Below are 26,578 nucleotides of genomic sequence, written 5' to 3' on the forward strand. Positions count from 1 at the left end.
CTCATTCCGGCGCGGTGTATAATATGTCCACATGTCTGGAAAGGCGGCGCGGCCATGACAAGCATGCAAGCGGACAACGGGAACACCGAAGCCTCCGGGCGGTTCCTCGAAATTGCTGAACGCGAAGTGGGCCGGATCATCCTTGACATTCACGATGGTCCGGTTCAGAATATTTTCGCCGCGTTGTCACAACTGTATGTGGTGCAACGGCGCCTGGCTCAGCAGCAACCACTCTTCGAGGAGGAGTTGTTGCGCATCAAGCGCAGCATCGGGTTACTGGAACATGCGCTCAACGAGATCCGCAATTTCATGGGCGCCTTCCGTCCACCCGAGTTCCAGCGTCGCGACCTGGTCTCCATCCTCGAAGGGCTGGTAATCCAGCACGAAGAATTGACCGGCAATCCCGTCAGCCTGGAGATCCTCGGCGAGTTGCCGGCGGTGCCATTGCCGGTTAAGATCTCACTCTACCGGATTTTGCAAGAGGCGCTTTCAAACGCCGCGCGCCATGGGCAGGCCCGGCGCCACAGTGTTACTTTGAGTTGTGACGGGCGCAGGATCACGATGGAGGTGTACGATGACGGCCAGGGGTTCGATGTCGCCGAAGTAATGCAGCGACCCCTGGCGGGGCATTTCGGTCTGGAAGGGATGCGCGAGCGGGTGCATCTACTCGGCGGGAGCTTTAGCATCGAGAGCGCACCCGGTCAGGGCGCCCGGGTGCGGGTTGAGATACCATACGGCAGAAATGATTAGAGTTTTTCTTGCCGATGATCATGCGCTGGTGCTGGAAGGGTTGCGCTCGCTCATCGAGGCCGAGGGCGACATCGAGGTGGTTGGCACCGCCAGTGACGGCGACCAGGTGGTTGACGCGGTGCGCACGTTGCGGCCCGATGTGGTGGTCCTCGATTTACAGATGCCCACGGTCAGCGGGCTAGAGTGCCTGCAGCGCATTCGCGCCGAGGGGTTGCCGGCCAAGGTGCTGGTGCTCTCGGCCTTCTACGATGGCGATACCATCCAGTCGGCCCTCGAAGCCGAAGCCGATGGCTTTGCCCTGAAGACCGAACCGCCGCAGCAGACGGTGGCATGCATCCGCCAGGTCTACCAGGGGCAACTCGTCTTTCCGCAGGCGGCCCGGCGCTGGCTGCGTCAGCAACGGCACCGCACCGGTCCGGCCACCGATCTCTCCGAGCGCGAGGCCGAGGTGCTCTCGCTGGTGGCCCAGGGCCTGACCAATACTCAGATCGCCCAGCGCCTGAATGTCAGTGAGAACACCATAAAGTTCCATCTGCAAAATATCTACCAGAAACTCGGAGTGAGCAACCGCACCGAAGCGGCGGGGATCTTCTTCAAACAGCGCCAGGAGGGGCGGCGGTGACGCTCTACCTGGTCTTCGGGCTGGCCGCACTGGCGCTGGTGAGCCTGATCGTTCTGCTCTGGCGCTTCTGGCGCGACTATGCCCGGCTCACCCCCGAAGCCGACGAGCACGAACGGGAACTGGCCCTGCTTAATGATGCTCAGGCCCATCGGGTCAGCGACCAGATCCTCGCTCGCCCCCTCGACCCTGATGCCGCCTGGCAGACAATGGTTGAGCGCGGGGCCGAGCGCCAGCGCCGCCGGTCCCCGCCGCGCCGGTAAATGCCTTACGTAGCGCTGGCCCGGCGGGCCGGCGCTACGCGGTTGCCGGAGCCACGTTGCCCGCCGCTTCAGCCGCGCGCCGCACGTCCACGAAGAGCAGCAGCGCGAACCCCGCCACGAAGAAGATGATCAGCGAGATGATCGCGATACGGTAGCTGGTCGTGAACTGGTAGGCCAGTCCGAAGAGAAAGGGCGCCAGCCAGCTCGTACCCCGTTCGCTCACCTCGTAGATGCCAAAGTACTCCGCTTCCTGCCCCTTCGGAATCATCAGCGAGAAGACTGAACGGCTGATGGCCTGACTGCCTCCCAGCACCAGGGCGATGATCGCCGCGAGCAGGAAAAACTGCGCTGGCACGCCCGCGGGCATGAAGTAGCCGTAGATCACCGCGCCGCTCCAGATGAGCAGGCTGAGGAGAATGGCCCGCTTTGAGCCGATGCGCTGCGCTATCCAGCCAAAGGCCAGGGCGCCAAAGAAGGCTACGAACTGCACCATCAGGATCGCCTGGATGAGAATCCCCTGGTCCAGGCCAAGTTCCTGCGCCCCGAACTGCGAGGCCAGAGCAATCACCGCCTGGATGCCGTCGTTATAGAGCAGGTAGGCGCCCAGAAACAGCAACGTCTGGGGATAGTGGCGCATTTCCCGGAAGGTGTGCGCCAGTTGTTTGAAGCCAACCGTCAGATAATGCTCGCCTGGGGGGAGCCGCTTCAATGGCTCGCGGCGGCGCAGGGTCAGCAGCGGAATGATGGTGAAGATGGCCCACCACATCCCCGCCGAGGTGATGCTGATACGTACAGCCAGGTCGGTCGGCAACCCCAGCGCCTCCCGGTTGCTGAACAACACCAGATTGGCCAGCAAGAGCAAACCACCGCCCAGGTAGCCCATCGCCCAGCCGCGCGACGAGACCGCGTCGCGCCGGTCGGGGCTGGAGATTTCGGGCAGAAAGGCATTGTAAAAGACGATCGACGCGCCGAAGGCGAGGTTGGCGATCAGGAACAGCAGCCCTCCGAGAAAGTAGCGGTTCCCGTCCAGAAAATACATCAACATCGTGGCGCCTGCGCCGATATAGGCGAAGGCTGCCAGCATGCCCTTCTTGGCGTGGGAGTAATCGGCGATGGCGCCCAGGATGGGCAGGAAGAAGACTTGCAGTAGCACCGATAGCGAGACCATGTAGGGGAAGAAGGCGCCGGCGGCGACGGGGATGCCGAGGGGATAGACCAGGCCGCGCTCGTCAGCGGCGGCCTCGGTGATTGATGTGAGATACGGCCCGAGAAAGACGGTAACGACAGTAGTTGAAAAAGCGGAGTTGGCCCAGTCGTAGAAGTACCAGCCGGCCAGTTCACGGCGATCGTCAATCGGCAGCGCGGCTGCGGTCGGGGCGATCATGCGCGATCTCCTTCTCTCCTCACAGACGCAGGTTCAGACCAGGCTCGTTCCCAGGACCGCCAGCCCGCTGGCGAGGGCCGCGGCGGTGAGCTTGCCGGTGCGGATATAGGTCCAGCCGGCGGCGAGGCCGGCGAGGCCCCCGGCAACCGGCCCCGGCAGCCACCCGCCCGGCGCGGCGCCGGCCAGCGCCGAAAGGGCCGTGGCCGCAGCAAGAGCCAGCCACGGCGCGCGGGGGCCGGCGCGGCCCTCCAGGGCGCGGGCCAGGCCGTTTTGCGCTCCGCCGCGCAGGAGTAGTTCCATGGGCAGGGCGACGAAAAAGTAGCTGGTAATAACTGACATAATGAAAGCGCTGGCAGTGGGCAGGCTGCTAGCCGGGCGGGCGCCATACAGCAGCGCGCTGGCTCCCAGGGCCAGAATGGTTGCAAGCAGACCCGCAGCCAGGGCATCGCGGAGTTCGCGCCCGCTGAGGCGCCAGGTGAAGCCCAGGCCGGGCCAGCCGCGCGCCGCGAAGAGGAGCAAGAGCAGCGGCGCCAGGGTCAATGAGAAGAAGCCTACCAGCCCGCCCTGCTGCGGCAGGGTGAGGCGTGGAACCAGGTGCAGGCCCAGGGCCAGTCCGAGGTAGGTCAGCGCCACTGCGTCGCCGAGGGCGGGTTGCCGGCGGTCGCGGGCCAGACTGAAGGCCAGGGCTGGCACGATAGTGAAAAGGATTGCCGAGATCAGTCCCACGGCGGTCAGTTCGCGCACCGCGAGGGCGTAGGCCGCGTAGAGCACGGGCGCCACGGCCAGCAGCGCGGCCAGGGCGCGCCAGTCACGCCGCACTACGCGGCCCAGCCCGTCGTACAGCGTCGCGCAGCCGGGCAGGGTCAACCCCAGGGCCAGAAGGCTAAATGCGGTCAGGCTGCCCCAACGCTCGGCGGGAGGCATGGGGGTGGCGAAGACGTGCAGCGCGAATACCCCGACCAGTAGCAGCGCGGCGACGATGGCGGCGAGAAGCCCTTCGGGCAACCCGAAGGCGTCGGTAGGATGCGGCTGGTCCTGTTCGCGAGCCACGCTGTGGCGCTCCTGTTGGGGCGGCAATTACAACACCTGCACTGGCTGCAATAGTCCCGGACGTTCGCGGTTAGCCGCCTCGATGGATTCAGCCGAACCCAGGACGGCAATAGCGCCGTAGACGCTCGCGGCCTCCGCCGCGTCGGCGAAGGCGCGGAAATCGTCGGCGGTAGCGTCGAGGATCTGCTCGCGGATGCTCTGGCGGTACTCGTCGCTGACGCCGGTCAGATGGCGCACCAGGGCGGTGTAGCCCCGCGCGTCGGGCAACTGGTAGGCGTCCAGGTCGCCAATCGTGCCGATAATGCTGCGTTCAACCGTCAGACGATCCAGTTCCACGCTCCGCAGGAAAGCGGCGGTGCCGTCATAGACATCCAGAGTCCGCAGCAGGTGAGGATCGCGGTACGACGTCCAGGCAAAAATCCCGCTGCTACGGTCGTAACTGCTGCTGGCGCCATAGGCGCCGCCCTGCACGCGGATCTTTTCCAGCAGGTAGGCGTTATAGAGGAAGCGCGTGACCGCACTGGCCGCTCCGCCGACGTTGACGCCCAGGGCCTTAAGGTTGGCGCCCTTGGCCACGTAGTTGACCTGAGCGGGGATGATCAGGCCCTCATTCGGGCCGGGCTCGGCAACGCGCCAGGCAGCGGGCGTGTACGGCGCGGCGGGCAGTTCGGCGAGAAAATCGTCGAGAGCCGCCGCGATCGTGCTGAAGGCGCGCCGGTCAACGGTTACATTGGCCACCAGCGCCGCGCGATTGACGAGATGGCGGCGCAGCGCCTCGAGCTGGGCCAGGACGCCGGGCCAGTCATCGGTGACGCGACGCTCCAGCTCGCGCACGAAGAACAGTCCGCTGATGCCGCTCATCTGCTCGTCGGCCCATTCGGCAGCGTCGAAGCGCGCCGCCAGGCGCTTGCGGGCGTAGGCGTTGCCGCTAGGGACTAGCGACGACTCGCGGCTGGCCTTGGCGCGGGTGACGATCTGGCGGAAACGCTCCTGCTCGTCCAGGCGCATTTCGAGCAGGATGTCGCGGATAATCGCCAGCATAGCCCCGGTCTGGGCCAGGGTGCTCTTGCCGCGCACCAGCAACCGGCCCACCGGCTCGCCGGTCATCACGTGGGTGGCAGTGATAGCCGAGGCGCTGATACCGCCGGTCTCGCGACCGATGCGCTGCACCAGGCGCACGAAATCTTCCTTTGTGGTGCCCATCTCGGTAAGGCCCCGGGCGAAGAGGGGCACGAAGGGCAGCAACTCTGGCGGGAGCGCCCGCAGGTCGAAGGCCAGATCGAGGTATACCACGCCGTTGGTAAAGAGGTCGTGGAAGAGCAACGGCGCGCCGCCGACCTCTAGTTCGTCGGTGGGAATGGTCTTGCCGTGGCGGTCGAGGTCGGCGATGGTCAGCGTAGGGATGCGAGCCAGATCCTCGGGCCGGTCGGGTTCCTCCTGCAACCGGCGCAACTCGGCGGTCTCAACCACCAGACGTTCGAGATCGGCCTCGCTCATCGCAGCGCGGACGGCTTCGAGGCGAGCGCGTTCCGCAGCGGCGTCGCGCTCGGCCCGGGCGGGATCGGGGCGCAGCACCACGCGCACGCGGTGGGGATTGTCGAGCAACATTTCGCGGATCAGGCGTTCAAAGATTGGCTCGCCGCGAGCCACAGCGGCCTTGATCGCTTCCAGGGGCCCCTCGAAGCGCAGCGCAGCCAGAGGATCGCCATCATAGAGCCAGGTGTGCAGGGCGCGCAGCATCAGGCTCAGGCCGCGGGGGAAAGACCCGGTGTTGTTCTCGCGCAGGGCGAACTCGACCGTGTTCAGGGCCGCGGCCACCTGCTCGGGGTCAATCCCTTCCGTCGCCAGATGCTCAAGCGTCTGGAGCACCAGTTCCTCGACCCGCGCCGCGTCGGCGGGGTCAATCCCCTTGAGGCCCACCGAGAAAGTATGCTGGCGCAGCCCGTCGTAATAGCCGCTGCCGGTGAGACTCTCGCCCAGGCGCGAGTCCATCAGCGCCTTGTAGAGCGGGGCGGCGGCGGTGCCGACCAGGATGTAGCTCAGTACATCGAGGGCCAGCACACGGGTCATGTCGCTTTCCTCGCCAAGCATCCAGTTTATGCTGACCATGCCCTTCTTGCCGCTCTCCTCGCTTGAGGCGGGATAGGTCTCCTCAACGACGCGAGGGGCCTCGAAGCGCGGCTGCAGGGCGATCTGCGAGGGACTCTCCAGCGGCTCGAACTGGCTCAGGTAAGCGTCGAGCACCCGCAGGCGCCGTTCGGGGTCATCGTCGCCGTAGAAGAAGATGCGCGCGTTGGATGGATGGTACAGGGTTTCGTGGAAGCGTTTGAACTGCTCGTAGGTCAGGTCAGGAATGTACCTCGGATCGCCGCCTGAGGAGACGCCATAGGTGGTGTTCGGGAAGAGGGCCTGCTGGCTGTAGCGATAGAGCAGATTATCGGGCGACGAGTAGGCGCCCTTCATTTCGTTATACACCACCCCTTGAAAGACCAGAGACGCGTCTTTCCGGGGCAGTTCGTAGCGCCAGCCCTCCTGTTTCAGCACTTCAGGCGTCAGGCGCGGAAAGAAGACCGCGTCGAGGTACACATCAACCAGGTTGTAGAAATCGGTCAGATTGGTGGACGCGACCGGGTAGACGGTCTTGTCCGGATAGGTCATGGCATTCAGGAAGGTCTTGACCGAACTCTTAACCAGTTCAAAGAAAGGCTTTTTGACCGGGTACTTGCGCGAGCCGCAGAGCACGCAGTGTTCGAGGATGTGGGCAATGCCGGTATTATCGGCGGGCGGGGTGCGGAAGGTAATACCGAAACTCTTATTCTCATCGTCATTTTCAAGTGAGAGGAGCTGGGCGCCGGTCTTGGCGTGGCGGTACAGTCGCGCGCGAGTGTTCAATTCGGCGATATGCTCATCGCGCAGCAATTCAAAGCCGTGGGTCAGGGTCATGGGCGTGCTCGCTTTCGCTGGGCAGGAATGGTATCACATCGTCGTGGAGCGCGCGATTGGCGGTTTCACTTGCGCGCGCGACGAATAAGGTCTATCCACAGTATTGTACCAGGTATCCGTGTAGGAGGGGCAGCCACGGCACCCGGCGCTGGCGCAGAGTCCGCCTCCAGCGGGGGGATCGGGGCGGCTAGGCTGCCCGAGACGATCATTTTTCGTTGGTTTTGGCGGTGTAGCCGCCAAAACCAGCGAAAAACCCGAGGTCTGGGCAAGCCCCAGAGACAGGGCGTTCCTGCGAGCGCTCCTTCGGGGAGGGGGACGGGGAAACCCGGTATACCCACTGCGGGGGCAGGATGTGTCTGGCGGGGCTGCGCCCGCGCCGATCCTCACCCCTCCGCTTGCAGGGCGGCGGCAATCTCCGCGAGGATGGCGCGTTCGCGTTCATTGACCCGTTCGCCGTCCAGGCCCATGAAACCGCCCTCGATGGCGGCGTTAGCCACCTGATTGCCGAGGTCCATCAGCCATGCGCGCACCTCGGCGGTGATGTCGGGGGGCGCTTTGCGCGCCAGGAGGGCGGCGGCGTCGCGGCAAACGGCTACAGCGCGGGCCGGGTCGCGCCCGAGGGCGAAGATGTCAAGCTGTTCCACGGCGGGATCGTCGGCGCTCTTGCCGGTATAGGCGTAAAAACGGTCGCGGAGGGTGAGCAGCATGGCAGCGATGAGGGGATTGGAGCGGCGCGTTTTGGCGGCGTCTTCAAAGGCGCGCACGGCGGCAAGCACCTCCTGTGAGATCCCGATCGGCCCGCTGGGGCTCGCGCCGATCACCGCGGCGATTACGGCGATGGGCGCGCCGATCAGGGTCGCCCATTCCTCATCGGTGTACTCGTGGCGTTCGGACATGCCCCGCTCCTTCTAGCGCAATGATAACGTAACCGTGTTCTCCTCTTCGCTTGCCTCGACGTTGAGGACATCGGGGTGCTCCTGGAGCCACCGGGAAAGCCGGCGACCCTGGTGCAGCACTTCGAGATGATAATCGGGTTCCGCGTCGGAGGTGCCCAGCACGCGGCGCAGGTTGCCCTGGAGCCAGATCACCTCGACCAGTACGGGAAGGGCCTTGCGCTCGGCGTCGGTCAGCGGCGCGATAGTATGGTACCCTTCCAGGAGCAGCCTGGCCCGTTGCGGGTCGAGGGGGCCGGCGTACACGCCCCAGGGAAACCAGTCAGGCGGGGTGGCGCCGACGGTAAAATCCACCAGCGCGTCGGCCAGGTCCACGATCCGCGCGTCCACCGTTACCTGGTCAAAGTCAATCAGCGCGGCCACGGCATCGCCGCGGAAGATGACATTATCACGGTGCATGTCCCCGTGGATCAGCACGTGTGGCAGGTCGGCGTAGGCCTCGTCGGGAAGCACGCTCCGCAGATAGGCGGCGCGGCGATCGTACCAGTTGAGCGGTTCGGCGAGCTCCCCCATAATGTCTCGCTGCATCAGGCGCTCGATCAGGCCGAGGAGCGAGCCGGGATTATAGCGCGGCGCTTCGGGCGGCGGCAGGTGGGGAAAATCGGCCACGGTGCGATGGTAGCGGGCGAGAATGCTCCCCGTGCCGCTGATGTGCGCTGGCCGGTCGATGTTGAACTCGTCGCCGTCAATGAATGTGAAGACCTCGAAGACGCGGCCGTCCACTTCGACGGCGTTGTCGCCATTGCGCGCGGGGATCAGGCGCGGGCTGGGAAAGCCGCGAATACGCAGCCAGTTGAGCAACCGATGCCGCAGTTCGATCTTGCCCCATCCCGTGGCCCGCTGGTTGCGGCGCACCACATAGCGCCCGCTGCTCGTTTCCACGAACGCGGTTTCGTTGACTGCCCCATGTGATGCCGGACGCACCGAACGGACCGTTCCGAGGTCATAATGTTGTAAGGCGCGCTTAACGTCGCCAGGAGTAAGCATGGGTCTCCTCGTCTGCCTCTCATGCTCCGGGGAAGTTGAGAGGGGCGGCGCGGGCGACTCTGCCGCGCGCTCGCACAGGTGAGAGGTGCAGCATACGCCGTTATTATATCGGCACGAGGTACAGTGAAGCAGGAGCGGCCCTGGGAGGCGTGGAGGTGTAGGACGACCAGGTTGCCCGGGCGTGATCGGAAGGATCGCGCCGGCAGCTTTTGAGTAGTCGGTAAACAAAGTCTTTCGCTACCTCCCCGCCCCCTCCCCAACCCTCCCCCGCCGGGGGAGGGAGGCCGGCGCCTCCCCCCAACGAGGGTGAGGCTGGGAGGGGGAGCGGGAAGGCCACGAAACCTGCTTTACAGACTACTGAGGGCCGGGGAATGGGGAAACCTGGTTTCCCCCTAACTCCTGGCCAGCCCGGAGCATGGGCGCAGCCGCGGGGGCGTCGGGCGCTTGCGCCGGAAGGCGCTCTGTGGCACAATCGTTCGCGCGAGGGCTAGAACGGGCGGAGGAGGCGGCGATGGCCCATGTCCATCAAACCATACGCCTCGATCAAAGCGAACTGGCCGCCGGCGCGGTGCTGGGGGCGCGCTTTCGCCTGGAGGCGCAGATCGGCCAGGGCGGCCAGGCATTGGTCTTTCAGGCCGTCGATCTACGCCGCGGCGGCGCGCCGGTGGCAGTGAAGATCGCTCGCCAGGATCTGGGGGCCGATGCCCGGCGCGAGGCCGAGGAGGTGCTGCGCCGGGAGGCCGGGTTGCTGCGGCGGCTGCGGCATCCCGCGCTGCCGCGCCTGTACGGCCTGGAGCGCGGGCCGCAGCGCGTCTGGCTTGCCCGCGAGCTGGTTCCCGGCCAGCCGCTCAACGTTCTGGCCCGCCAGGGGCCCTGGCCCTGGCGCCAGGTGCAGCTCTGGGCGGCCCATCTGTGCGATCTGCTCACCTTTCTCCACACCTGCGAGCCGCCGGTGGTGGTCGGCGACCTCAAGCCGGCCAATCTGGTGTGGCGTCCCGATGGCAGTCTGGCGTTGATTGACCTGGGGGCGGCGCACACCCTCACCCGACGCCCGCCGCGGGCGTCGCGCCCGCGCCATGGCACGCCCGGCTACGCGCCTCCCGAACAACTCGGCGGTCGCAGTTTCGACGAGCGCGCCGATGTCTTTGCCCTTGCCGTCACCTGTTATGAATTGCTCACCGGCCACGATCCAGCCGCGGCCCCGCTGCAATTCAACTTTGAGGATCTCGAACGGGTCGCGCCGCTCCTCGCCGACGGGCTGCGCTCGGCCCTGGCCTTCGATCTGGCCGAACGCTGCCCCACCGCGGCCGTCCTACGCTCACGGCTGGGCACCCCTGCGCCTCCACGACGCCTCTTTCTCGGAGGGGGATCGGAACTCAGCGACCGGCGCGATCTGGAGATGGCATTGCAGCGCGCCCCCCAGGCCCTTGCCGGGGCAGTGGCGGACGGCAGTCTGGAGCGCTGGCTCGCGGCCCATCCCGATGATGGCCTGGGCGCGCTGCGCTATCGCCTGCGCCTGGCGCGGCTCGCGGCTCCGCCGCACACCGATCCGCTCGACCTGCTGCTCGCGGCGCTGGCCCCGCCTGAAGGCAGCGGGTTGCTTCAGGTCACCCCGACACATCTGGACCTGGGGGCCATCCCCCTGCGCTCCTGGCGCGTCTGGAGCCAGCCGCGGGTGCTGACGTTAACCAATGCCGCGCTGACGCCGCTGTCCTGGGAGCTGGAGTGCCCGGCTCAACCGGATGCCGACGTGCGGGTGCTCGTCGCCGGCAAAGCGCAGCGCCGGACCGCCGGGGTGCTTGCCGCAGGGGAGCAGACGCGCCTGGAAATTGTGGCTATGGGCAAGACAGGCGCACGTTCCAGCGCGCTGCGCCTCCGCTGCGGCAAGCATTACTGGAGTATTCCGTGGGAAGCTCAGGTTCGACCGGGGGTGCCGCTGGCCGGCCGTCACGTGGAGCGGCTGGAGGATCTCGACCTCCGTCATCCTGACCTTGCGCCAGCGCTAGAGGCGCTGCTGGAGCAGGGCGTGCTCACACGCTGGCTGGGGGCCATCCAGCGGCGCGATCTGGCCCGCGAGATCGGAAGCGCCCTTCCGCACACGCTGGACGCGCTCCAGCGACGCCTGCTGGTGGGGCGCATCCTGCACACCCTTGCACCCGATCGCTTCCCTATGCTGCAGATACGCGGTCTGAATGAGACCGCGGCGCGTCCGCTCATCGCTGGCGAGCCGACCTATGCCCTGATCGAGATTGACAACCTGGCCGCGCCTGAGGTGCCTCTCGTTTGCCGGAGCCATACTTCCTGGGTTGAAGTGGCCGCCGCGCCCGCCACCCTCGAAGCCTGGTCCACCAGCCGCATCGCGCTGCGGCTGCTGCCCCCGGCTGACCTGCACGGCCCGCAGGAAGTCGCCCTGCGCCTGGCGGCCGGGGCGCTTCCCCTGACGATAACCATTCCGGTGCGGATCAACCCCGCGCGCTGGTGGCAGCGTCTCCGGCGGATGTTTCGAGTCTCCTGAGAATACACGGAAGGGGAAGGGGAAACCTGGTTTCCCCTTCCCCCTCCGATCCTTCCCCCTGGGCAGGGGTGTGGGGAAACCCGGTTTCCCCGCCTTTCCATCAGTTCACCCGGTAGACGCTGCTCACCAGGTTAAGGAAGTGCTGCTCAATCTCTGTCGTGAGAGCCAGTTCTTCAGGGGTAAGGGGCAGCCTGCGAACCTCCTCGAAGAACCAGCGCACCATCGCTGACTGGTGCTGGTACGTCACCCCGTGGCGTGGCAGCACGCCATGGGCCCAGGTGATCTCCTTGTCGGCGATCGTAGGCTCCTCAAACAGCAGCACCGAGCGCACCAGTTCGCTCAACCGCTCCACCGAGACCGCCGCCAGTCGCTCTGAAGGGCTGTAGTTCTCCTCCAGACGCAGCATGCGCGACAGTTCAGGATAAGCGCGCAGCAGGCGTCCCGCGACATTCTGGCAGATCTGTTTCTGTTGCGCCGTAAGTTGATTGACCAGCCGGGTGGCGGCGAGGGTGTTCATGGGCCTTCCCCTTTCACGTGGCGCCTGCGACCTGCCCAGAGTATAGCATCCCCTTATTACATTTGTTTGTTGCATATCTTTGAAATATGGTGTGCAGAAGTTGGGCATTGGATGCTGAGGGAGGACGCGGCCTCTTCGCACGCTGTGTACAACCCGGAGAGTTGCGCTGCATCAGCGTCCCGCCAGGGGCAGGAAGCGTCGCTCGACGGGAAGGCCAGCCAGTTCGCGCAGGGCGAAGTAGGCCCCGCGGCGAAAGGCCGGCTCGCCGCGGGGGTCATAGCAGGCGCCGCCCGGGCAGCGCGGGTCCTCGACGAAGGGGATGCGCACAATGCCCCAGTGTTGCGCGTTTGGGCCGCTGAGCGGCGGAAAGTCCTCGTACTTGAACCAGAACACCACCGCGACATCGCCGCGAGCGGCCATCTGGCGATAGACGGCGCGGAGAAAGGCGGCCTGCCCGGCGCTGTTCTGCTGCTGATACGCGGCGTTGTAGCCGATCTCGGTGATCCAGAGGGGGATCTCGGCGGCTGCGGGGCTGGTGGCCTGGAGGACCTGGCGCAGCCGCAGCCGCAGCAGTTCCAGGCGTTGTTCAATACGCCCGACTTCTTCTTCCACCGGTGCGGCGAGCCGGATCTCGGCAGGGTAGGGATGGTAGCCGAGGGCGTCGGCGGGATAGGCTCCGTAAGTGCTGAAGTAACTGCTGAACGGCTCGGAGGTGTACAGTTCCGCCAGGTAGTCGCGGTCGTTCATCAGGCGGCGCCCGCTCGGCAGAAGAACATCGCTCCCCCTGGGATGCAGGCCGCCAATCACCAGGGTGATCCCTGCGCGCCAGGCAGGATCGTTGGAGCGGTGATCGCACTCGTTGCGCTTGAAGCAGCGGTACAGCTTGGTGTGCAGCCGACCGGTCACGACCGGGTCGATCCCCTCGCCTCCGGCGAAGCCCTGTTCGGCCGGCAGACGATTCTGCTCGTTGAGGATCTCGTAGGCCGCGATGCGCCCCTGATAGCGGTTCATAATCTGTAGCGCCCGGTCCAGCCACAGGCGCATGTAGGGGTTCACGCCTCCGCCATAGACCGGGTCGGTGTCGGTCTTGGCAATCAGCCCGTAGGCGCGATCGCGCGGGTCAATATCCACCAGGCCAAAGCCAAGCAAGCCCATCACTGCCAGGCCGTGGCGCGGGGCCACCTCGTTGATGAAGTAGTCGTAGCGGGCGATCTGCTCGACAAACGTGCCTGCGCCCTGGTCGCGCACCAGAAACTCCACGCGCACCCGGCGCACCCCCGCCTCAGCCAGGATCTGTCCCATGCGCTCCTGAGCGATGTAGTTGGGCTGGTTGGGGTAGGCGGGATGGGTGCCAAACTCGTACCACGGATCGCGGGCCACCATGCCGATCATCTCACGCGGCACGGCGGTGGTGACGGGCGGTTGCGCTCCCGCAGACGGCAACGCGACAAACGTCGGCGTCGCCAGGAAGAGCAGCGCGGCGCTCATGATCGCCAGGATGCGTCGGAAGGTCATGCAGATGCTCCCATCAGACACGGTTCCTCTGATTAAACGTCCGGCGGACGGGTGTCTGACGTGCTCCTGGCCGGTTGAAGAAATGGGGAAACCGGGTTTGCCTACGCCCCCGTCCCGGGGCGGGGTCGGAAGGGCGCATTCCTCCCGGGAAACAGCCCTCGCTTGCGCGTCGCAGCGGCAGATGCTAGGATGCGCACCGCCGCATCGGTTTATAAGCACAAGGAGAGCAGCTATGAGCGATCTGAAGGCCCGGTTCGAGCAGGCGGCGCAGGAGGTGCAGCAGCTTCCCCGGCGCCCTGACAACGACGCCCTGCTCAAACTCTACGGGTTGTACAAGCAGGCCACCAGCGGCGACGTAACCGGGACGCGTCCAGGCATTCTGGATATGCAGGGCCGTCTAAAGTACGATGCCTGGGCCAAACTGAAGGGTCTGAGCGCGGAGCAGGCCATGCAGGATTACATCGCCCTGGTGGAACACCTGAAGGCGACGATCAAGTAGCGCGCCCCGCGGCGCCGGACGGGAGGGAACAGGAGGGCTTTGCCCTCCTTAAAATTGTTTATGGCGCGCAGCGCAGGAGTGTTAGACTTATGGTATGCTACCAGATATGCCAGAATTGATCGCCACTCCCGACGGTCTGCGCATCCTGGTAGAGGAACTGCCACACGCCTACTCGGTGTCGGTAGGCTGTTTCGTAGCCGCAGGCGCGCGCCACGAGCCCGATCCGCAGGGCGGCGTGGCGCACTTTATCGAGCACATGCTCTTCAAGGGCACTGAACGTTACCCCTCGGCGCGCCATATCTCGCATGCGGTCGAGGGGGTAGGCGGCGTGCTGAATGCCTCCACGGCCTACGAATCTACGGTTTACTACGCCAAGGTCGCCACCCCGCACGTGGATCGGGCGCTGGATGTGCTCAGCGAGATGATCCGCCGCCCGCTCTTCGATCTGCAAGAACTGGAGAAGGAGCGCCGAGTGATCATCGAGGAGATCCGCGGTCTCCAGGATACGCCCGGCGACTGGGTGCACGAGTTGCTGCAGCAGGCCATGTGGGCCGGCAGCCCGCTGGGGCGCGATATCGCCGGCAACGTCGAGACGGTCAGCGCCCTCGGGCGCGAGGATCTGGCCGCGTTCTGGCAGCGCCACTACCACCGCGCCAACCTGGTCGTCTCGGTGGCGGGCAAGATCAGCGCAGCGGAAGCGTATGATGCCGTGCGCGCGGCCTTCGACGGGTTGCCTGCCGGCGCGCCGACGCCCCCGCAGCCCCGCCCCGCGCCCCGACCCGGCCCTCGCCTGACCCTGCTCAGCCGGGATATCGAGCAGGGCAACTTCTGCCTCGGCCTGCCCGGTCTCCCCTACGGCGATCCTGATCGGCGCCCGTTGCAGGTGCTCGACTCGATCCTCGGCGGGGGGATGGCTTCGCGCCTGTTCCAGATGCTCCGCGAGGAGCACGGTCTCGCCTACAGCGTCGGCTCCTACCACAACGAACTCTCCGATGCCGGGATGTGGGTGATCTACGGCAGCGTCGAACCCGAAGCCCTGCGCGACGCGGTGGCTCTCTGCCTGGAGATCCTCCGCGATCTGGCGCGCAACGGCGTGACCGCCGATGAACTGGAGATGGTCAAAGAACAGGTCAAGGGAGGCTTGTTGCTCTCGCTCGAGGATACCTGGTCGGTCGCCTCGCGCAATGGGGCCCACCTGCTGCGCTATGGCCATATTGCGCCGGTCGAACAGGTGATCGCCGAAGTCGAGGCAGTGACCGCTGCCGACGTGCAGCGGGTGGCCCGGCGCCTGCTGCGCAACGAGGCGCTGCACCTGGCGGTCATCGGCCCCTACGACCGCGAGGATCACGAGGAGTTGCAGACCTTGATCGCCACCGGCCTGGTGCGCCTGTAGACACGCGCTGGCATTCCCCTTGCCATTTAACTCCCCGCAGATTCCAACATTCTGCTAGCACTCCCCGCCTTGACAAATCGCGCGCCCTTGGGTACTATACTCCGCGGTTAGCACTCTCACATCGCGAGTGCTAATAGTTTGAATGTCGTATCGCACTGCTGAGTGTGTAGGAGGGATTGCAGCTATGGGTGACTTCCGCATCCGGCCTCTCGGCGACCGCGTGGTGGTCAAGCCGGTGGAGCGTGAGGAGAAGACCAAGGGCGGTATCTTCCTGCCTGACACCGCCAGCAAGGAACGCCCCATGGAGGGCACGGTCCTTGCCGTTGGTGAGGGCCGTCGCGATGATAGCGGGAAGCTGATCCCGATGAACGTCAAGGTTGGCGACAAGGTGCTCTTCGCTAAATACAGCGGCACCGAGTTCAAGATTGACGATGTCGAGTACCTCATCCTTTCGGAGAAGGACGTTCTGGGCATCATCCAGGACTGAGCGCCGATCCGACGTTTCCACCGCTTTGTTACCGTAAGGAGAAAACCGGTCTATGCCGAAGCAGCTTTCCTTCAATGAAGAGGCGCGGCGCGCCCTTAAGCGGGGCGTTGATACGATTGCCGAAGCGGTCAAGACCACCCTCGGTCCCCGGGGCCGCAACGTGGCAATTGACAAGAAGTTCGGCGCTCCTACCGTTACCCATGATGGGGTGACCGTAGCCAAAGAGGTTGAGCTTAAGGACCCCTTCGAGAACATGGGCGCCCAGCTCCTCAAGGAGGCGGCGACCAAGACCAACGACGTGGCCGGCGACGGCACCACTACCGCGACGGTGCTGGCCCAGGCGATTGTCAACGAGGGTCTGAAAGTCGTCGCCGCGGGCGCGAATGCGATGCTCCTCAAGCGCGGCCTCGACCGCGGCGCCGAGGCCCTGGTGGCGGCGATCAAGGCCAGCGCCACCCCGGTGCGCGACCGCGCCGACATTGCCCACGTTGCAACCAACTCGGCCGCCGATAGCGAGATCGGCGACCTGATCGCCGAGGTGATGGAGAAGGTCGGCAAGGACGGGGTGATCACCGTTGAGGAGTCCAAAGGCGTGGCCTTCGAGAAGGAATACACCGAAGGCATGCAGTTTGACCGGGGCTACATCTCGGGCTACATGGTCACCAATGTCGAGCGCCAGGAAGCCGAGCTCGACGACCCCTACATCCTCATTACCGATAAGAAGATCAGCAGCATCCAGGACATTCTCCCCGTACTTGAGAAGGTCCTGCAGGTCACCAAGAACTTTGTGATCATCGCCGAAGACGTGGACGGCGAGGCCCTGGCCACGCTGGTGGTCAACAAGCTGCGGGGCACGATCAATGCGCTGGCGGTCAAGGCGCCCGGGTTTGGCGATCGCCGCAAGGCCATGCTCCAGGATATCGCCATCCTCACCGGCGGTACGGTGATCAGCGAGGAGATCGGCCGCAAGCTCGATAGCGCCACCATTGAGGACCTGGGCCGCGCTCGCAAGGTGGTGGCCACCAAGGACGATACGACGATCGTCGAGGGCAAGGGCGATGAGGCGGCTATTCGCGCCCGCATCGAGCAGATCCGCGCCCAGATCGAGACGACCACCAGCGACTTCGACCGCGAGAAGCTGCAGGAGCGCCTGGCCAAGCTGGCCGGCGGCGTGGCGGTGATCAAGGTCGGCGCCGCCACCGAGCCGGAGCTGAAGGAGAAGAAGCACCGCGTTGAAGACGCCCTCTCGGCGACCCGCGCGGCGGTTGAAGAGGGCATCGTCCCCGGCGGCGGCGTCGCGCTGATCAACGCTATTCCCGCGCTCGACAGCGTGAAGGTCGAGCACGACGACGAGAAGGTCGGCCTGCAGATCCTCCGCCGCGCGCTGGAAGAGCCGCTGCGCGTGCTGGCCCGCAACGCCGGCGAGGACGGCTCGGTGATCATCGCCAATGTCCGCCGTCTGCAGGAGGAGAAGGGCGACAAGACCATCGGCTACAACGTGCTAACCGGCGAGTACGGCAGCATGATCGAGCAGGGCATTATTGACCCGGTGAAGGTGACCCGCAGCGCCGTGCAGAACGCCGTCTCGATTGCGGGGATGATCCTCACCACCGAGGCGCTGATCACCGACATGCCCGAAGAGAAGGCTCCCGCTGGCGGCGCACCCGGTGGCATGGGCGGCGGGATGGACTTCTAAGCGGGATTGGGAAAATCCGGTTTCGGGGGGCAACCTGGAAGGTTGCCCCCTGGATGGGATCACGGCAGCCAGCGGTACTCCAGATATGGTGTGGGTGGATTGGTAATCGCTCGCAGGCCCAGCGGATCGGCCTGAGTAGAGGGCGCGGCCAGGCGCGCCGCCAGCAGGGCGCGCAGCGAACTGCTCCGCGTGTAGCGCACCACCAGCGCCGTCTCCAGGCCGGCCAGTTCCTTTGCTCCGGCGATCGCCTCCTCCAGATTGCCGAGTTCGTCAATCAGCCCCAGCTCCCGCGCCTGAGCGCCAGTGTAGATCCGCCCGTCGGCAAGCTCGCGCACGCGCGCCTCCGGCAGCCCCCGGCCCTCGACAATCACCTTCACGAAGCCGTCAAAGGCCTCGTCCACGATGGACTGGAGCACGCGCCGCTCTTCGTCGGTCGGTGGGCGGGTCGGCGAACCGATGTCCTTTAGTTCACCCGATTTGTAGACATAGGTGGCCAGCCCAAGCCTTTCGAAGGCTTCTTCATAGTTGACCAGCGAAAGGATGACGCCAATGCTGCCGGTCAGCGTATCGGGATTGGCGTAGATGCGCTGGGCCGGGGTGCTGATGTAGTAGCCGCCGCTGGCGGCGGCAGGCCCCATCGAGACGACCAGGGTCTTGCCCGCCTCGCGCAGACGGCTCAGGGCGGCGTGGAGTTCGCTGCTCGCCACCACGCCGCCGCCGCCGCTGTTCACCCGCAGCACCACGGCCTTGACGCGCTCGTCGCGCTCGGCCTGGCGGATCTGGCTGAGCAGTTGTTCGTGGGAGAGTTGCACGCCGAAGGCGTCGGCGGGGGCGCCGATCACGCCACTCACTTCGATGATGACGATCCGGTCCTGCCCCGATCCTTCGACGATCTGCTCCTCCCAGCGGCTGACGGGGAGCGGCCCCGCCGCGCCGGCTATTCCGCCTCCGCCGCGCAGCACCAGCCACAGCCCGCCCAGCGGTAGAATGGCGCAGGCCAGAACCACACCGATAATGATCGAGAGGGCGATCAACCAGCCGCGCCCGGCGGATGGTCTGGTTTGCGTGTCCATAGGTATGGTATCCTCCTGGCGAGTAATGCTACAGCAATACGTGGTCTCGGCGAGGCTGCGCAGGGACGATTGCCCTTCGAGCCTCCCTCAGACAGATTCAGACATTCGAAGGTTAGAGTTTCTTCGCACCTCCACATAAGCGGTCTGTAGAGCCGTGGAGGTGTGGAGGCGTGGAGATAAAGCCGAGATGCCTAAACTCTTGCCTGCCGTCCTCCTGGCGCTCCTGGTCGCTTCAATCGCGCTCAATGTCTATCTGTTCCAGCAAGCGCGCATGTATTACCTCCTGCTCAATAGCACCCGCCTGGACCCGCATGGTCTCGGCGCGTTCGCCGATGAGGCTCTGCCGCCGCAGCAGCCGGGGCGGCGCGTAGTGGTGTTCTTCGGCGATTCGCGCGCCGCCGAATGGCCCGCACCCGATGTGACGGGAGACGTTATCTTTGTCAACCGCGGCATCGCCGGGCAGACAACCGCCCAGGTCGCCGGGCGTTTTACGCGCCATGTCGCACCATTAGGGCCGGATACGGTGATCGTGCAGGTTGGCATCAACGATCTGCGCACCATTCCGATGTTTCCTGAATACCGCGAAACGATCATTCGCAATTGCAAAGCCAACCTGCGGACGATCGTGGGTCTGGCGTTGGAGGCAGGGGTGCGAGAGGTCATCCTTACTACAGTCTTCCTCCCTGGCCCTCTGCCACTGGAACGCCGGCTCTTATGGGGAAACGAGGTGACGGTCGCGGTAAGCGAGGTCAACGCCTATATTCAATCCCTGGCAGGCGATCGGGTCGTGGTGTTCGATGCCGCGCAGATCCTCTCGCACGGCGCCACCAGCACGTCAGGGCGTTACAGCCGCGACTATCTGCACCTGAACGCGGAAGGGTACGCCGCGCTCAATCGGGAACTGACGCGCCTGCTGGACGAATGAGCTGAGGCGCGGACGACGCTGCTGCAAGGGCAGCGGGCATCAGATTGCCGTAACGACCTGGCAGCGCGGGCAAAGGCCGAAAAGTTCCACCAGGTGCGCGATGATGCGGTAACCGGTCTGTTGTTCCAGATTCTGGACGAGGGCCTGCATCCCGCAATCGTCGAAGCGCACCATGTCGCCGCAATGGGTGCAGAGCAGATGGTGACTGTGACCGGACCCCAGCGTGTAGCGGTGGCACTCATCCAGCCCGTGGATGCGCTGAATCAACCCCAGTTCCACCAGCAGACGCACGGTGCGGAAGATGCTGGCAATGCCCGGTGACTCGCCCCGGGCAATCAGCCACTGCTCAAGCTCGTGCACGCTAAAGGCGCCGCGGTGGGCCACGATCGCCTTGAGCACCGCCAGTCGCGGCCCCGTGACCTTGTAGCCCGCCTCGGCAAGCTGCTCGGCCAGATCGGTAACGGCCGGGGGCAGGATATCACGGCGCGCATCCAGGTAACGGCTCATAGACTGCTCTCCCCTCTGGCGACGGCCTTCGCCGTCAGCTTTCTGATTGTACCATGGCCCGCTGGCGCCCGTTGGGACCGCTGCTGCAGCTCTCCCGAAGGCGGTTAGTTCAGCAGTGTGGACGCCTGCGCCGCCAACACCTCTGAACCAACCGGGATCTGGAGCCTGGTCTGGGGACTTCGTAATAAACATTAATGATAGTGCATATCATTCTTGACATCAACCCTTCCTAATGATAGACTGTTCCATTAGAGATATGGTATCATCTGCAAAAGATGAATGGCAAGGATCATTGATGCCCCTGTACGTATATTCCTGCCCCGAGTGCGAGATTGAGCTGGAAGAATTGCGCCCGGCCTGGCGCGCCGACGATCCGGTGGAGTGTCCGGTGTGTCACGGGCTGTGCGTGCGCGAGCTGCCTTCGTTTACGGTACGATCGCGCGCCGCCGCGGCGCCGATCTATGCGTCGCCTCAGCACGTGGCGCGGGTAATGCATGGCTCTGGCTGCCCCTGTTGTCGTCCGCGCCGTCGCTGAGGGCCTGTGAGATCATCCGGCGCAATCCGCCAGGTTGCGCCTCAAGCCTGGAGAGGAACGCAAAGTGCTGGAAACTCCCCCTCAACCGGTTCCCCTGACCATCCTGACCGGCTTTCTCGGCGCCGGGAAGACCACCCTGCTCAACCGCATTCTGCACGCCGACCATGGCCTGCGTGTGGCCGTTCTGGTCAATGACTTCGGGACGGTCAATATTGATACGCAACTGGTCGTCGGCGTAGAGGGCGAGGCGATCTCCCTGGCCAACGGGTGCATCTGCTGCACCATTCGCGGCGATCTGTTAAATACCGCGGTCGAGTTGCTTAAACGGCCCGACCCCCCGGAGTACCTGCTCATCGAGACCAGCGGGGTGAGCGATCCCTGGGCGGTGGTCGAGACCTTTGAGATGCCGGAGTTGCGCCCGTACTTCAACCTTGACAGCGTGATTACCGTAGTTGACGCCGAGTATGCCCTCCAGCAACGACATTATGAGGACCTGATCGTTGACCAGGTCAGCGCCGCGGATATCGTGGTGCTCAGCAAGGTAGACCTGGTCACCGCGGAGCAGCGCGCCGAGGTGGAGGCGTGGGTGCGGCGGATCGTCCCCCGGGCGCGCATTCTTCCTGCGGTGTATGGCGATGTGCCCTTGAACCTGCTGCTCAACGTGGGGCGTTATACGCTGGATATACCGCTCGCCCGGTCCCACGAGCACCACGATCATCACGAGCATGGCGAGCGCTGCGACCACGACCACCACCACGATCACAGCAAGGACTTCGACACCTGGGCCTATATCAGCGACCGGCCGTTTGCCCTCAAACCGTTGCGCGACGTGGTGCTGAACCTTCCTCTGGGTATTTTTCGCGCCAAGGGTCTGATTTACCTCGCCGAAGTTCCCCAACGCCGCGCCGTTCTCCAGGCTGTAGGCCACCGCGTTACGGTTGCGCTGACCGAGCCCTGGGGCGAGGCGACGCCGCGGACCCAGCTTGTCTTTCTAAGCACGCCGGGTGATCTGGATACGGCTGCGCTCCAGGCAGCCTTCGACGCATGTCTGGCCGACGTGTCTGCCGAGGCCGAGGTTGCCGCGCAGCACACCTGGTACCGGGGCGCGACGGCGTGAACGAGGTCGCGGTCGAAGTTCGCGTCGGCGACTGGGGCGAGCGCGTGCTGGCCGCGCTGCGCAGCGAGGGGCATCGTCTGACCGGGCCGCGTCTGGCGATTATCCACCAGGTCGCCTCCCAGGAGCGGCCATTCAGCGCCGAGGCCCTCGCCGCGACCCTGGCGCCCGCCGTCGGGCGAGCCACCGTGTACCGGGCCGTAGACTGGCTCCGGCAGCGGGGGTGGCTGGCGCGCGTGCAGACCGAGCGGGGCGACTACACCTATGTTCGCACTCTGCCCGGACACCATCACCACGCCGTTTGCCTCCGCTGCGGCGCCACGCTGCTGGTCGAGGGCTGTCAGGCCATTGAAGCCCTGACGGCGCTGCTGGCGCGTCAGGGCTTTCGTGTGCAGGGGCACATTCTGGAACTGTTTGGTCTGTGCGCTCGTTGCCAGGGGTCCAGGTAATGACTTGAGCCTCGCTCCGCACCGCAAGGTGTCAGGCGGGTTGCACTGTCCATATCCTCGCATCGGGCGGGGGCGTGGGGAAACCTGATTTCTCCCCGCCCCTCCAATCGGCTGTACGTCCACCGAATGACTGCGCGAAGGAGGTTTCTGTATGAACCAGCGACGACTGGAGCGCCTCGCGGCGCCCCTGCTGATGACCGTTCTCAGCCTGCTCCTGGCAGCCTGCGGCGGCGGGGCGGCCACGCCGCCCACGGCCCCGCCGGCGGCTCCTACCGCCGCTCCGGCTCCGCAGCCTACCGAGGCAACCGCCGCTGCGCAGCCAACCACAGCTCCCGCTCCAGATGCTCAGCCCTTGAAGGTAGTGGCAACCTTCAGCATCCTTGGCGACTTTGTGCAGCAAGTCGCCGGCGATCGCGTAGCGCTGACCACCCTGGTCGGCCCCGGCAGTGACGCTCACACCTACGAACCAACCCCTCGCGACAGCGCTGCGCTGGCCCAGGCCGACATCCTCTTCGAGAATGGCCTGGAGTTCGAGGGGTGGCTCGACAGGCTTTACGCCGCCTCGGGATCCAGAGCGCAACGGGTAGTGGTGAGCGAACGCATCACCCCGCTCCCCGCCTCGGAGATGGCTCACGAGCACGACCATGCCCTGGAGCACGCCTGCGAGCACTTCGGCGATCCGCCCAGGGCAGTGACGGCGGGCGCCGGCGCCGCCATTCCGGACGACCACACCCACTATCAGATCGCGTTGAGCGGGGGCGCGGGTGATGTCGCCCTGGCGCGGGCTGAAGAGGGTGAGGTGACATTCTACCTCGGGGCGGATGTGCCCTTTGCTGTCCTGTCCGGCGCCACGCCCCTCACGCCTGAAAGGACAAAAAAGGTTGGCGATGCATGCGCCGCGATCGCCATCGCCTATATCTACGACCTTGCGCCTGGCGACTATACGGTCCGCTTTGGTCCCGGCGCAGGCGAGGGGGTGGCGCTGGTGTGGGAGCTTGCCGGCGAACATACGCACGGCGGGGAAGAGAAGGACGCCCACGGCCACAGCCATGGGGAGTATGATCCTCACGTCTGGCAGGACCCGAACAACGCCATGCTCATGGTGGAGGCCATCCGCGATGCGCTGGCGGCTGCCGATCCGGCCAACGCCGCGACCTATGCGGCCAACGCCGCCAGCTATCTGGCCAAACTCAAAGAACTGGACGCCTTCATCCAGCAGGCAGTGCAGCGACTGCCCGAAGAGCGGCGCAAGCTCGTTACCAACCATGACACCTTCGGCTACTTCGCCTATCGCTACGGTTTCACAGTTATCGGCGCCGCACTGGGCACGACGACCGAGCAGGCCGATCCCTCGGCCGGCGAGATCGCCCGCCTGGTCGAAGACATTCGCGCCTCAGGCGTGCCGGCGATCTTCGTCGAGAACGTCAGCAATCCGGCGCTGATGGAGAACATCGCCCGCGAGGCGGGGGTGAACGTGGCCCCGCCGCTCTACACCGACGCTCTCGGGAAGCCGGGCAGCGAAGGTGAGACCTATTTGAAGATGATGCGCTACAATGTTACAACCATTGTCGAAGCGCTGGCGGTGTGAAGGCCAGGATATCGCCATCCTCGCTCCTTTCTCCCGTTAATGTTGCACCCCTCTCCGTGCTGGTTGTGTGGAGGTGTGGAGGTGTGGAGGGGTCGGGTGACGCTCTCTGCTCTACACCTCCACATCTCTACACATAACAAGGCTTCATACTCTGTGAACGAAGTTTTTCGATAACTCTGCCCCCTCCCCAACCCTCCCCCGCTGGGGGAGGGAGTCCGGCTCCTCCCCCCAACGGGGGGAGGTCGGGAGGGGGGCGGAAATGTAAGGAAACTTCGTTCACAGACTATGTGATCCACCTACGAAAAGCCATGAACCTTTTCTACGGTCATCGCCGTTACGCGGAAATGGTCCCCAACGCCCCGGCGCTGGCGATTGACCGATTGACGGTGGGCTACCCGGGATCGTCGCAGCCGGCGCTGCGCGAGGCGAGCCTGATATTGCCGCCGGGTGTGCGCGCCGCCCTGATCGGGCCGAACGGCTCTGGCAAGTCAACCCTGCTGAAAGCCGTGGCGGGGCTGTTGCCGCCGCGCTCAGGGACAATCCTGATCTACGGGCGGCCTCCGTCCGCCTGCCACCACCGAGTGGCCTACCTGCCCCAGCGCGGCGATGTGGACTGGCGCTTTCCCGTGACGGTGGAGCGCATGGTGCTGGCGGGGCGGTACGTGCACCTGGGCTGGCTGCGGCGCCCCGGCGCCGAGGACCGGGAGCGGGTGCAGGCCGTGCTGCTCAAGCTGGGCCTGGAGCAATGCGCCCGGCGCCAGATCAGCCAGCTCTCGGGCGGGCAACAGCAACGGGCGCTGCTGGCCCGCGCCCTGGTGCAGGAGGCCGACCTGCTGCTGCTCGATGAGCCGCTGAGCGCGGTTGACGCCGCCAGCCGGCGCATCATTGACGAGGCGCTTGATGAATTACGGAACCAGGGCAAGACCATTCTGATGGCCACCCACCATCTGGAGCGGATTGACGAGGAGTTTGATCTGGCCTTCGCCCTGGACGACGGCGTCCTCCGCCCGGTCGCCCGGCAATTGCCTACCCTGGAGGGCGTATGATTGAGTGGCTGCTTGAACCGTTCCGTTTTACCTTCATGCAAACCGGTCTCGCCGCCGCGATCCTGGCGGGCGTCACCTGCGCGGCCCTGGGGGCCTACGTGGTGCTGCGCCGCATGGCCTTCATCGGCGACGCGCTGGCGCACACCGTGCTGCCGGGGCTGGTGGCGGCCTATCTGGGCGGCTGGAGCCTGTTCGGCGGCGCGCTGGCCGCCGGGCTGCTTACTGCCCTGGGCATCGGCTGGGTCTCGCGGCGGGGGGCGGTGCGCGAAGATACCGCCATTGGCGTGTTCTTCACGGCCATGTTCGCCCTGGGCATCCTGCTGATGAGCCGGGTGCGCTCCTTCCGCGACCTGAGCCACATCCTCTTCGGGAACGTCCTGGGCGTGCAAAGGGCGGATCTCGCGCAGATGGCGGCCATCGCCGCCGGCGTGTTGCTAACGCTCTTTCTCTTGCACAAGGAACTGGAGTTGACCAGCTACGACCCGACCTACGCCGAAGTGATCGGCCTGAGCGCCGACCGGGTGCGTATGGTGCTGCTGGTGCTGCTGGCCTTCACCGTCGTGGCCTGCATCCAGATCGTCGGCGTCATTCTCACCTCGGCGATGCTGGTAACCCCGGCGGCGGCGGCGGCGTTGCTCACCAACCGCCTGCCGCGGATGATGGGGCTGGCTTCCCTCATCGCCGTGGCCTCCGCGCTGATCGGCCTCTACGCCTCGTACTATGCCGATGTAGCCTCGGGGGCGGCGATTGTGCTGACCTGCACGGCGTTCTTCGGCGCGGCCTGGCTGATCCACGTACTGCGGACGCGCAGCGCAGCGGGATGATCAATGCGATTTTGGATTTTGGATTTTGGATTTTGGGTTGCCGTATCTGGTGTTTCAATCAGACCTGGCATGATGGGCATGGAAAGAATTCAACTTAATGACGGTAGCGCAACCCTGACGGTTGCGCTACCTTTTTTTTCCGCAGGGGCAACCTGATTGCGCCCCGTCGTTTATGGCAGCGACAGCATGTACGCTACCAGATCCTCAATCTGCTCGGGTGTAAGGGCGTCTTTGAAGGCTGACGGCATGGCCCCCGCGGTGAAGCCCTCGACAATGTAGTTGTTGGGATGGGTGATCGAGACCCGCAGGTACTGGGCCGCGGTGAGGTTCGGGTCACGGGTCGCCGCTCTTGCCGCCACGCCGCTAAGGCTCGGGCCGACCAGCGTGCCACTGCCCGGTTCGACGTGGTGGCACGAGGCGCAGGTCACTGCCCCGGCGGCGAGCGCTTCGGGGGGCAGGCTGGCGAAGAGCGCGGCCCCGGCCTGCGCGTCGCCGGTGGTTTCGGGCGGGCCGATCTCCTCGGCGGTCAGCGGCTCAGGGGTGGGAACCTGCGCTCCGGGCCGCGCCCTGGTCGGCGGCGGGGTGGTTGGCGCCTTTGTGGCCGTAGGCGCCCTGGTAGGCGCTACCGTGGGCTGACCGGTAGCGCCCGAGCCGGTCTGACCGCCGCAGGCCGTCAGCAGGCCCAGGCTCGCCAGTGCGAACGCCAGCGCGATTGCCACGCGCCGGCGCCGCCTGTCTCCGATCCAGCGACTTTCTCCCGAACGATGGAACGTGGCAGGCCCCATGTGCCTTGACATGATCATCCTCCATTGCAATCTTGCAGCGTGAGCAGAAGTTGGATACACCCCGACCAGCTGCGCCCGGGCGCGCGATGCCTCCCTCCGTTCCCGAGCGAGCAGGGACGGGGGAATACCGGGTTGCTCCGCCCGCTCACAACCGGCCGCAG

25 protein-coding genes are annotated in these 26,578 nt (G+C 65.4%); 15 read left to right on the forward strand and 10 right to left on the reverse strand.

The window, feature by feature from the left end:
* The first annotated feature begins 54 nt into the window (after window positions 1-54).
* The 3 genes from NZU74_15745 to NZU74_15755 are packed head-to-tail and all read left to right on the forward strand — an operon-like array spanning window position 55 to window position 1,632.
* A complete protein-coding gene (locus tag NZU74_15745) occupies window positions 55-750 on the forward strand; it encodes a sensor histidine kinase (GenBank protein MCS6882789.1) in 696 nt (231 codons plus the stop codon).
* Window positions 743-1,372 (forward strand): response regulator transcription factor, encoded by a 630-nt coding sequence (locus tag NZU74_15750; protein MCS6882790.1) that lies wholly within the window; start codon window positions 743-745, stop codon window positions 1,370-1,372. Before NZU74_15745 ends, NZU74_15750 begins: the two co-directional genes overlap by 8 nt.
* Complete coding sequence (locus tag NZU74_15755; protein ID MCS6882791.1) at window positions 1,369-1,632, forward strand: hypothetical protein; 264 nt, start codon at window positions 1,369-1,371, stop codon at window positions 1,630-1,632. The genes NZU74_15750 and NZU74_15755 overlap by 4 nt, the downstream gene beginning before the upstream one ends.
* Before the next feature lie 34 nt (window positions 1,633-1,666).
* On the opposite strand, the gene NZU74_15760 is transcribed toward NZU74_15755, so the two are convergent.
* The 5 genes from NZU74_15760 to NZU74_15780 form a co-directional block, all read right to left on the reverse strand.
* Entirely contained in the window at window positions 1,667-3,016 is a 1,350-nt protein-coding gene (locus NZU74_15760) for an MFS transporter (protein MCS6882792.1), read from the reverse strand.
* A gap of 33 nt (window positions 3,017-3,049) precedes the next feature.
* A complete protein-coding gene (locus NZU74_15765) occupies window positions 3,050-4,066 on the reverse strand; it encodes a CPBP family glutamic-type intramembrane protease (protein ID MCS6882793.1) in 1,017 nt (338 codons plus the stop codon).
* Window positions 4,067-4,093: 27 nt separating this feature from the next.
* Complete coding sequence (locus tag NZU74_15770; GenBank protein ID MCS6882794.1) at window positions 4,094-7,009, reverse strand: insulinase family protein; 2,916 nt, start codon at window positions 7,007-7,009, stop codon at window positions 4,094-4,096.
* Window positions 7,010-7,392: 383 nt separating this feature from the next.
* On the reverse strand, window positions 7,393-7,905 hold the full coding sequence (locus tag NZU74_15775; GenBank protein MCS6882795.1) for a hypothetical protein: 513 nt from the start codon (window positions 7,903-7,905) through the stop codon (window positions 7,393-7,395).
* Window positions 7,906-7,917: 12 nt separating this feature from the next.
* Window positions 7,918-8,949 (reverse strand): homoserine kinase, encoded by a 1,032-nt coding sequence (locus NZU74_15780; GenBank protein ID MCS6882796.1) that lies wholly within the window; start codon window positions 8,947-8,949, stop codon window positions 7,918-7,920.
* A gap of 511 nt (window positions 8,950-9,460) precedes the next feature.
* On the opposite strand from NZU74_15780, the gene NZU74_15785 reads away from it, so the two are divergent.
* Window positions 9,461-11,464, forward strand: a complete 2,004-nt coding sequence (locus NZU74_15785) for a serine/threonine protein kinase (GenBank protein ID MCS6882797.1) — start codon at window positions 9,461-9,463, stop codon at window positions 11,462-11,464.
* Window positions 11,465-11,564: 100 nt separating this feature from the next.
* Here the strand turns inward: NZU74_15785 and NZU74_15790 are convergent, their stop codons facing one another.
* Together NZU74_15790 and NZU74_15795 are read right to left on the reverse strand one after the other, a co-directional pair.
* Window positions 11,565-11,981 carry a hypothetical protein gene (locus NZU74_15790; protein ID MCS6882798.1) on the reverse strand — a complete coding sequence of 139 codons (417 nt, stop codon included), beginning with the start codon at window positions 11,979-11,981 and terminating at the stop codon, window positions 11,565-11,567.
* Window positions 11,982-12,152: 171 nt separating this feature from the next.
* Window positions 12,153-13,496 (reverse strand): glycosyl hydrolase, encoded by a 1,344-nt coding sequence (locus NZU74_15795; GenBank protein ID MCS6882799.1) that lies wholly within the window; start codon window positions 13,494-13,496, stop codon window positions 12,153-12,155.
* Window positions 13,497-13,728: 232 nt separating this feature from the next.
* Here NZU74_15795 and NZU74_15800 point away from each other — a divergent pair, with 232 nt between their 5' ends.
* The 4 genes from NZU74_15800 (at window position 13,729) to groL (ending at window position 17,571) form a co-directional block, all read left to right on the forward strand.
* A complete protein-coding gene (locus NZU74_15800; GenBank protein ID MCS6882800.1) occupies window positions 13,729-13,995 on the forward strand; it encodes an acyl-CoA-binding protein in 267 nt (88 codons plus the stop codon).
* A gap of 106 nt (window positions 13,996-14,101) precedes the next feature.
* Window positions 14,102-15,388: an insulinase family protein gene (locus tag NZU74_15805; protein MCS6882801.1), complete on the forward strand. Its 1,287-nt coding sequence runs from the start codon at window positions 14,102-14,104 to the stop codon at window positions 15,386-15,388.
* Between the two features lie 184 nt (window positions 15,389-15,572).
* A complete protein-coding gene (groES, locus tag NZU74_15810) occupies window positions 15,573-15,875 on the forward strand; it encodes a co-chaperone GroES (protein ID MCS6882802.1) in 303 nt (100 codons plus the stop codon).
* Window positions 15,876-15,927: 52 nt separating this feature from the next.
* Window positions 15,928-17,571, forward strand: coding sequence for a chaperonin GroEL (groL, locus tag NZU74_15815; GenBank protein MCS6882803.1), 1,644 nt, complete (start codon window positions 15,928-15,930; stop codon window positions 17,569-17,571).
* 59 nt (window positions 17,572-17,630) lie between these two features.
* Here the strand turns inward: groL and sppA are convergent, their stop codons facing one another.
* Window positions 17,631-18,644: a signal peptide peptidase SppA gene (sppA, locus tag NZU74_15820; protein ID MCS6882804.1), complete on the reverse strand. Its 1,014-nt coding sequence runs from the start codon at window positions 18,642-18,644 to the stop codon at window positions 17,631-17,633.
* Window positions 18,645-18,831: 187 nt separating this feature from the next.
* On the opposite strand from sppA, the gene NZU74_15825 reads away from it, so the two are divergent.
* Entirely contained in the window at window positions 18,832-19,569 is a 738-nt protein-coding gene (locus tag NZU74_15825) for an SGNH/GDSL hydrolase family protein (protein ID MCS6882805.1), read from the forward strand.
* A gap of 39 nt (window positions 19,570-19,608) precedes the next feature.
* Here NZU74_15825 and NZU74_15830 read toward each other — a convergent pair whose 3' ends face one another.
* Window positions 19,609-20,076 (reverse strand): transcriptional repressor, encoded by a 468-nt coding sequence (locus NZU74_15830; GenBank protein ID MCS6882806.1) that lies wholly within the window; start codon window positions 20,074-20,076, stop codon window positions 19,609-19,611.
* 295 nt (window positions 20,077-20,371) lie between these two features.
* On the opposite strand from NZU74_15830, the gene NZU74_15835 reads away from it, so the two are divergent.
* The 6 genes from NZU74_15835 (at window position 20,372) to NZU74_15860 (ending at window position 25,632) form a co-directional block, all read left to right on the forward strand.
* Window positions 20,372-20,611 (forward strand): zinc ribbon domain-containing protein, encoded by a 240-nt coding sequence (locus tag NZU74_15835; protein ID MCS6882807.1) that lies wholly within the window; start codon window positions 20,372-20,374, stop codon window positions 20,609-20,611.
* A 64-nt stretch (window positions 20,612-20,675) separates the two neighbouring features.
* Window positions 20,676-21,728 (forward strand): GTP-binding protein, encoded by a 1,053-nt coding sequence (locus tag NZU74_15840; GenBank protein MCS6882808.1) that lies wholly within the window; start codon window positions 20,676-20,678, stop codon window positions 21,726-21,728.
* On the forward strand, window positions 21,725-22,174 hold the full coding sequence (locus NZU74_15845; GenBank protein ID MCS6882809.1) for a transcriptional repressor: 450 nt from the start codon (window positions 21,725-21,727) through the stop codon (window positions 22,172-22,174). Before NZU74_15840 ends, NZU74_15845 begins: the two co-directional genes overlap by 4 nt.
* 151 nt (window positions 22,175-22,325) lie before the next feature.
* Window positions 22,326-23,762, forward strand: coding sequence for a zinc ABC transporter substrate-binding protein (locus NZU74_15850; protein MCS6882810.1), 1,437 nt, complete (start codon window positions 22,326-22,328; stop codon window positions 23,760-23,762).
* Window positions 23,763-24,070: 308 nt separating this feature from the next.
* On the forward strand, window positions 24,071-24,808 hold the full coding sequence (locus NZU74_15855; GenBank protein ID MCS6882811.1) for an ABC transporter ATP-binding protein: 738 nt from the start codon (window positions 24,071-24,073) through the stop codon (window positions 24,806-24,808).
* The gene (locus NZU74_15860) at window positions 24,805-25,632 is read left to right on the forward strand and encodes a metal ABC transporter permease (protein ID MCS6882812.1); all 828 of its coding nucleotides are present in this window, start codon (window positions 24,805-24,807) and stop codon (window positions 25,630-25,632) included. Before NZU74_15855 ends, NZU74_15860 begins: the two co-directional genes overlap by 4 nt.
* 170 nt (window positions 25,633-25,802) lie before the next feature.
* Here the strand turns inward: NZU74_15860 and NZU74_15865 are convergent, their stop codons facing one another.
* Window positions 25,803-26,429: a cytochrome c gene (locus tag NZU74_15865; GenBank protein ID MCS6882813.1), complete on the reverse strand. Its 627-nt coding sequence runs from the start codon at window positions 26,427-26,429 to the stop codon at window positions 25,803-25,805.
* Window positions 26,430-26,578: the final 149 nt, after the last annotated feature.

The organism is Chloroflexaceae bacterium, from assembly GCA_025057155.1.
GTDB lineage: Bacteria > Chloroflexota > Chloroflexia > Chloroflexales > Chloroflexaceae > JACAEO01.